Here is an 8,084-nt window from a genome sequence, read left to right as displayed (position 1 = left end):
CAGCCATATCAACACAATTATCTGAAAAATGCTTGACTTTAAAGACGGTATCTACATGGCTATAAGCAATTTGATCAATTCAAAATCCTTCGATTTTGCGTATTATTGACAATAAAATTCGTTCTCTTTCTACTCTTCGCGATTTATCAGATGTTGATCTTGTCGAAACTTCAGAATAGATCTTGATATCAGGATTTTCAGCATCAAAGTCGTCTACTTTAGCTCTATTTACTAGTTGATTGACATCGTGCTGGATATCAACAATTTTTTGAAACTGTATTTTTCCAGTATTTCTGTAGTACTCAACACACATGCCAAACAAAGAATAAAAATTTCCTTTTGACTTAAATACTGTTTGGTTGTTGATATTAATTAACGACCGAGACAAATTGATACATATATTAAATTCATCTTCATAAGTTGCTTCCATTGGAAATTCTTCATCAAATTGAATATAAAAACTATCTAACAAATCCTTTTTATTTGTAACTCCTGCAACTTGGCGCACAAGAAGTTCGCTGACATATTCAATATCAAGCATTCGCCTAACGTCCCTTGGAGTAAAAAGCCCTATTGTTTGAAAAAACGGATTATCTGCAAGGCGTTCAGCTAGCTCTTTGAAACGTCCTGTGTATCTTGCATTTCGCAATTCTTGGTCATTTAGTGCAATGTTGTTTGTATTAAGCTTAGTAAAAAGACTTCTAATTTCATCATCACTGGCCTGTCTCAATGACCGCACCACTATTTTGTAATCCCAAAATGCAGACTTAATTTCAGCCGCTAAATCACGAAAATATTCTCCACTCCATGTATCGTTGTTTGGCAACGAAAATTCATTGTTAATAAATTTCAGGATAGAAGTAATTCTTTGCTGACCATCAACAACGGCATATTTCTGTTTCCCAGTTTCGGGATCGGTTTCAACATGAATGTAAATTTCTGGAAATGGAAGTTGGCTTAAAATAGTGTCGAGTAGTAAAACCCGTTCCTTTTCTAACCAAACAGCTCGACGTTGAAATTTTGGACTAATTTCAAGCGATTCATCATTACTTCTCTCATTAAACCAAGCAACAGTTTGAAAACTAACGTCATAATTCATATTTTATTTCCTATTGTCTGTGAAGGGCTTTTTCTTTGGGCAAGCTTAAAACCTCGTACGTAATAATCTACAGCTTCATCTTTGCTTTTGAAATACATCACATTCACAGTCCTGTGCCCGACAATTTCATTTGAATAATTATTACAATTTATATTATGGTTAAATTTTGCGAGCGATTTTCCCGGTATCCATTTTGGAGAAACGAAGCCAGAGTAGACATTCTGACCATTTCGCTTTAGCTGATCCTTTTTATTGCTAGGAAGTAAATAAAAATTATTCCTATGATAATCCCTTAATTCATCCCAAACTTGTTCAAAACTCGCGCGACAAATAATTGCAACATCAATATCTGATTTTTGGCTGTATGCGCTAAAGTTCTTAATTGGATTCAAGCTAAATTTCCAATTCCCAGAACCCATAATCGCAACGTGCTCTGACGACTGTTGATTAGCTCTTACCAATTCCAAATACGATTTATATATGGACTCGTCTGGAATGGCATGAACAAAATCACGATATAAGAACTCAGTAGCCAGATCAATTGCATTCGTTGATTTAACATGCGTTAAAAAATCTTCCAATGTCATAAGGTTTGTTCCGTTCCAAAAAGACGAAAAAACACACCTTTAACTAAATTGTTTTGCCAAACCGATTAACAAAAACAAAAATTTGACTAAACCGATCTAATAACAAGGAGCGCACAAACACACACAAAAGTGTCAGGTCCAACATCCATATATAAAATAAATGAACATAGAAAATCAGGGCTAAAAAGCCTCGAAAATTCCCGCAGCACCCATACCAGTACCAATACACATAGTAACCATACCGTATTTCAGTTTGCGCCTGCGCAACCCATGCAGCAAAGTAGCAGTGCGGATCGCGCCGGTGGCACCCAGTGGGTGACCCAATGCTATCGCCCCACCCAGTGGATTTACTTTGGCAGGGTCCAGGCCGAGGTCATTTATTACTGCTAATGATTGCGCGGCAAACGCTTCATTGAGTTCGATCCAGCCAATGTCATCCAATTGCAAACCAACTTGCTGTAATACACGCGGAATGGCTTCTTTTGGGCCGATGCCCATAATCTCTGGTGGTACGCCCGCCACCGCAAAACCTAGAAATTTTCCTATGGGCGTCAGGTTGTAACGCTTCAGCGCAGTATCGCTGACCAGCAACACTGCACCCGCACCATCCGACATTTGCGAGCTGTTGCCCGCGGTAACCGAGCCATACTTCGCAAACACGGTTTTAAGTTTAGCCAGCGCTTCCAAGGAGGTGTCTGCACGGGGGCCTTCGTCCTGTTCCGCCATGCTTAACCGCACGCTTGCTTCGCGACTTAATAAATCCGGCACATGGGTTTGAATTTGATATGGCGAAATTTCTTCCTTGAATTCGTTATCTGTAATCGCTTGCAAGGCGCGGCGGTGGCTTTCGTAGGCGAAGGCATCTTGTGCTTCACGGCTTATTTCCCAGCGTTTTGCCACTTTTTCCGCAGTCACCCCCATGCCATAAGCAATGGCGATATTCTCATCGTGAGTAAAAATGGCTGGATTCATCGTAATCTTATTGCCCGTCATCGGCACCATACTCATACTTTCGGTACCTGCGGCAATCATCACGTCCGCTTCGCCGAGCCTAATTCGGTCTGCCGCAAGAGCCACAGCCTGCAACCCAGAGGCACAGAAGCGGTTAACGGTCATTCCAGGCACAGAATTTGGCAAGCCCGCCAGCAGCAATGCAATTCGCGCCACGTTCATGCCCTGTTCAGCTTCCGGCATAGCACAGCCGACGATGACATCAGCTACTGCAGCAGCATCAAGTGAGGGACATTGTCCCATCACACTTTTCAGCACGTGCACCAGCAGATCGTCCGGTCGGGTATTGCGGAACATGCCTCGCGGCGCTTTACCCACCGGGGTGCGGGTGGCGGCTACGATATAAGCTTCCTGAATTTGTTTAGACATGAGTTACTCCTTTTGAAGACCACTTCTATCCCCAATGCTGTTCACTTAACCGTTCGTGGTGAGCCTGTCGAACCACCAATCATAGGCATAAAGCCCTTCGACAAGGCTCTCCTGAGCGCAGTCGAAGGGCTCAGGGCGTACGGATTTTTGTTTAAGTGAACAGCATTGCCTCTGTCCCAATGTTTTACAAGGGAATACCCGACAAGGGGGAAATTTTTAATTCCGTAATGGCTTGCCATTTCTCAGCATGTGTTCAATGCGTTTCTGGGTTTTTTCCATCGCCAGCAACTCAAGGAAATTGCGCCGCTCCAGATCAAGAAGCCATTGCTCATCGACCATGCTGCCGACTTCCACATCACCACCGCACATTACTTCAGCCACGCGGCAGCCAATAGTGTAATCATGCTCCGAGATGAACTCCCCTTCCAGCATGTTCACCATAGATGCCTTGAATGAGGCAATGCCCGCCCTGCCCGCTACCGGAATTTGACGCTGTACTAGGGGCGGGCGATAGGCCGTGGCAATCAGCGCCAGCGCTTCTTGCCTGGCCACATGAAGCAATTCAAAGTGGTTCATCACGATACGATCCGAGGCTCGCAAATAGCCCATCTCTCTTGCCAGCTCGGCACTCTTGGATACTTCACTCATGGCGATATTCTGGAAATAGCGGCGCAGGAACGGAAAAATATCGCCGCCTTTTGCTTCCGCCGCCGCGCGTTGCGCCATTTCTTTACAGCCACCTCCGGAAGGTAGCAAGCCAACGCCGGTTTCTACCAGCCCGATATAACTTTCCAGCGCAGCAACAATACGCGTGCAATGAATCGAAATTTCACAGCCACCGCCCAGCGCGAGACCGTCTATCGCCGCGATAGTAGGTAATTGTGCATATTTCAGGCGTTGCGACACCAATTGAAATTTTATGATCACGTCTTCTACATGCGGCACATTGCCGGTTGCCGCATTGACGATCTCGCTTAATCCACCGCCACCCGCCACGGTATATTTGACACGCTGAACCGCGCCTTTAAACTTGCCGAAAAAACCATTGGGTTTTTCTTCGTCAACTTTCTGTACCCCTTGCATCAGTTGCAGCAAATCGGCACCGGCAGAGAATGGTGATTCGGTCTGCCATATGATTAATGCAAGCCAGTTTTCTTCGGCTTCGTCCAGCGCGCGCAGAATATCGTCCAGCAATTCGCTGCTGATAATATGCATCTTGGATTTAAAACTCAGAATGGCAATATCGCTGCCGGTGTGCCACATACGTACCGATTCGGTTTCGAAAATCGTTTCGCCAAATTGGGTTTCTTCACCCAGCAATCGGTCTGGAAACGCCTGACGAGCGTACACCGGTAATGTCGATCGAGCTTGATATTGATTGCTGCCCGGCGAGTATGAACCCTGTGACCCATGCACCTCCTTACGTGTTGGCTCTGTTACCCAGTCTGGCAGCGGTGCGGACGACATTGACCAACCCGCTGCGATATCCTCTTTCAGCCAACTCACACCCTGTTGCCAACCTGCTGCTTGCCAGATTTCTAATGGTCCATTGTCCCAACCAAAACCCCAGCGCATGGCAAAATCCAGATCGCGCGCATTGTTGGCTATGCCTTCCAAATGTACCGCGCAATAGTGAAATAAGTCACTAAACACCGCCCACAGAAACAGCGCTTGCGGACGTGCGCTGGCACGCAAGGCGGTAAGCTTTTTCGCCCAATCTCGCTCGCGCAATATTTTTTTTACCTCATCATCAATTTTGTCTTCCGACAAGCGATAAGTCTGCAAATCCAGATCGAAAACATGAATTTTTTCATCCACTTTTTGATAGACGCCACGCTTGGTTTTCTGCCCCAGCGCGCCCTCCTCTATCAGCTTGCCAAGCCAGTCTGGCTGCACAAAATATTTGTGCCAAGGATCGTCAGCAAGGTTCTCGCGCATCGTGTCGACCACATGTGCGAATACGTCCAGCCCAACTACATCCAGGGTGCGGAAAGTAGCGCTTTTGGGTCGCCCTAGATAACGACCGGTCAAGGCATCCACGGTATCGAAGTTCAGCCCCAAGCGCTGTGCATGATGCAGCGTGGCCAGCAGAGAAAATACTCCGATGCGGTTGGCAATAAAATTGGGCGTGTCCTTGGCGCGTACCACGCCTTTACCCAGTGTGGAGACCAGGAACGCTTCCAGTCTGTCCAGCATCGTAGAGTCGGCGTCGACACAGGAAATCAGCTCGACCAGATGCATGTAGCGCGGCGGGTTAAAGAAGTGAATTCCGCAGAACCGATCACGCTGCGCTTCTGGAAACGCCTGAGCCAGCTCGTTGATAGATAGCCCGGAGGTATTACTGGCGAAAATGCAATCTGCGCCAAGATAGGGGGCGACCTTGCGGTAAAGATCTGACTTCCAGTCAATTCGCTCGGCAATCGCCTCAATTACCAGATCACAGCCGCGCAACAATTCGAGGTGCTGCTCGTAATTTGCAGGCTGAATAGTGGTCAGCTTGGCGGGTGATGCCAATGGACTGGGTTCGAGCTTCTTCAGACTTTCCAACGCTTTGGCTACATTGCCATTTGGATCACCCTCGTTAGCAGGCAACTCAAACAGCAGCGTTTCAACATTGGCGTTGACCAGATGCGCGGCAATCTGCGCGCCCATTACCCCTGCGCCCAATACAGCGACCCTACGTATATTAAAATTCTTAGGCATGTTCCATTTCCAAAAATCCAAAAAGCATGTTTCTTTCCTTTAATGCACTCAATTGTCTGGTGGCACAATGCGTGGCCTGCGGTCCTCTCCCACCGCCACATAGGTCAACATGGCCTCGGTTACTTTGGCATAGATCGGCTTAACCGGATCGCGCTGCACATACACCTCGACCTTTACGGTGAGGGAGGTGCGCCCTACTTTCTCCAGTTCTGCATAAAAGCTCACCACATCGCCCATAAACAACGGCTGCTTGAATACAAATGAATTTACCGCAACCGTCACCACACGACCGCGCGCACGAGTGTGGGCGGGAATACTTCCGGCGATGTCGACTTGCGCCATTACCCAACCGCCAAATACGTCGCCAGTGTAATTACAGTCGGATGGCATGGCCACCATACGCAATGTAGGCTCGCGTTGCGGTAAAAGGGTCAACACGGGTTCATCCATATTCAGGGGATCTCTAAAAATTCAATTTTGCGAGGCACCCTTCAGTGCCCTTGATAAAGCTGTTCAATTTCTTTGGCGAAGTGCTCCACTACAGATTTACGTTTAACCTTCAGGGTGTGTGTCAACAGTCCGTTATCTACGCTCCACGGCTCGATCAGCAGTAATGCCCGGTGAACTTTGGCATAACCCGGAAATTCTTTCGTCTGATCTGCGATACGTTGCAATACTTGTTCCTCGAGACGGGAATTGCACAACGATTCCGGCAGTTTCGGACTCTCCCCGGATTCTTGTGCAAAGGTTGCCCAGCCTGACGGATTGACTACTGCCAGCACAACCAGGTAGGGGCGTCCTTCGCCATATAGCATTACCGAATCAAATAAACGATCACGCTGAATGGCCTGCTCCATGTCCGCCGAAGAAATTTTTTCACCGTTGGACATCACGATAATTTCTTTCAAACGTCCCGTGATAGTGATATGTCCTGACTCGCTAATGGAGGCAATATCGCCACTGTTCAGCCAGCCATCCGCATCAATCGTGCCTCGTGTTGCCTCGGTATTATTCCTGTAACCTAACATCACATTCGGCCCTTTAATCATCAACGTACCCTGTTCGCTGATACGCACCTCTACACCCGGCAGAGGAAGACCGATACTGGATGGTAAGTTGTTACTCAAGCTATTAGCACTAACAACAGGGCTGGTTTCGGTCAAGCCATAGCCTTGCAAAATAGGCAAGCCAAGTGCAATAAATACGCGTGAGACTTCCGGCTGCAAGGCTGCTCCACCACAAGAGGTCATACGGACCCGTCCACCCAAACGCGCCATAACCTTGCTTGCAACCAAGTGATTAAGCAACGGCCATAGCAATAATAATGGATGCCAGCCAGCACGTCCCTGTTCGTGCTCAAAACGTCGCCACCCTACATTGACCGCCAAAGCGAATAGCTTGCGCCGCAATAGCGACGCCTCTTCCAGCTTGGCATGAATCGCCCCATAGATACGCTCGAAAATGCGAGGCACAGAAACCAAAATAGTTGGACGAATGATATGCAAATCTTCCGACAACAACGGGATGGAACGCGCATAGGCAACCGTGGCGCCTGCCATCACGCTGATGTAATACCCTACCGTACGCTCAAAGGCATGAGAAAGTGGCAAAAAAGACAGCATGGTGTCCGTTCCGGCAACGGGATCGACCTGCAAGACCGCATGGGCGTCAAACAGAATATTGTGGTGCGACAGCATCACGCCCTTGGGCCGACCGGTGGTACCCGAGGTGTACATGATCGTGGCCAGCGCATCGCGCTCACGCCCTCGCTCTTCGGCCAAGACAGCATGCGCAGGCAGCCAATCCTCCACACATAACAAGCGCACTTCATCATGTCCGGCTATCTTGTCCAGGCTGATCATGCGCTGCATGCATGGCAATTGTGCGCACACGCTGTGTAGCGCTTGCCATTGTTCTGCATTCTCGAACAGCAGCACCTTTACGCCCGCATCCTTAATGATATAGGCCACGCTGTCCTGCCTGTCCTCCGAGTATAGCGGCACCACAACAAGGCCGAGCGACAAGGCCGCCTGATCGAACAATACCCATTGCGGGCAGTTGCGTAACATGATGCCGACGCGGTCACCCACTGCTAATTCCTCACGCATCAGCGCTGCCTGCCAGCGCGCCGCTTGATCGCGCGCCTGTGCCCATGTCATCGATAGCCAAGTATTTTTATTTGTATCGAAATAGCGGTAAGCAATAGCCTCCGGCGTACGTTTCACTCGCTCGACAAACATTCCATGCAAGGTGACTGCTTGCTCTGGCGTAATAATGTGATCTTGGTTATCCGGCATGATTACCTTTCACTATCG

6 protein-coding genes are annotated in these 8,084 nt (G+C 48.1%); all 6 read right to left on the bottom strand.

Annotation, left to right across the window (positions count from 1 at the left end; genetic code table 11):
- Positions 1-79: 79 nt before the first annotated feature.
- Positions 80-1,099 carry a DUF262 domain-containing protein gene (locus tag MJ769_RS12530; RefSeq protein WP_239237484.1) on the bottom strand — a complete coding sequence of 340 codons (1,020 nt, stop codon included), beginning with the start codon at positions 1,097-1,099 and terminating at the stop codon, positions 80-82.
- Positions 1,096-1,686 (bottom strand): hypothetical protein, encoded by a 591-nt coding sequence (locus MJ769_RS12525; protein WP_239237483.1) that lies wholly within the window; start codon positions 1,684-1,686, stop codon positions 1,096-1,098. The genes MJ769_RS12530 and MJ769_RS12525 overlap by 4 nt, the downstream gene beginning before the upstream one ends.
- A 180-nt stretch (positions 1,687-1,866) precedes the next feature.
- A complete protein-coding gene (locus MJ769_RS12520) occupies positions 1,867-3,066 on the bottom strand; it encodes an acetyl-CoA C-acyltransferase (protein ID WP_239237482.1) in 1,200 nt (399 codons plus the stop codon).
- A gap of 216 nt (positions 3,067-3,282) precedes the next feature.
- Positions 3,283-5,769, bottom strand: a complete 2,487-nt coding sequence (locus MJ769_RS12515; protein WP_239237481.1) for a 3-hydroxyacyl-CoA dehydrogenase/enoyl-CoA hydratase family protein — start codon at positions 5,767-5,769, stop codon at positions 3,283-3,285.
- 48 nt (positions 5,770-5,817) lie between these two features.
- The gene (locus MJ769_RS12510; protein WP_239237480.1) at positions 5,818-6,219 is read right to left on the bottom strand and encodes an acyl-CoA thioesterase; all 402 of its coding nucleotides are present in this window, start codon (positions 6,217-6,219) and stop codon (positions 5,818-5,820) included.
- A 41-nt stretch (positions 6,220-6,260) separates the two neighbouring features.
- Entirely contained in the window at positions 6,261-8,066 is a 1,806-nt protein-coding gene (locus MJ769_RS12505) for an AMP-dependent synthetase/ligase (protein ID WP_239237479.1), read from the bottom strand.
- Positions 8,067-8,084 lie beyond the last annotated feature (18 nt).

Source organism: Candidatus Nitrotoga sp. BS (assembly GCF_927797785.1).
GTDB lineage: Bacteria > Pseudomonadota > Gammaproteobacteria > Burkholderiales > Gallionellaceae > Nitrotoga.
This window is presented reverse-complemented; position numbering and strand designations above follow the sequence as displayed.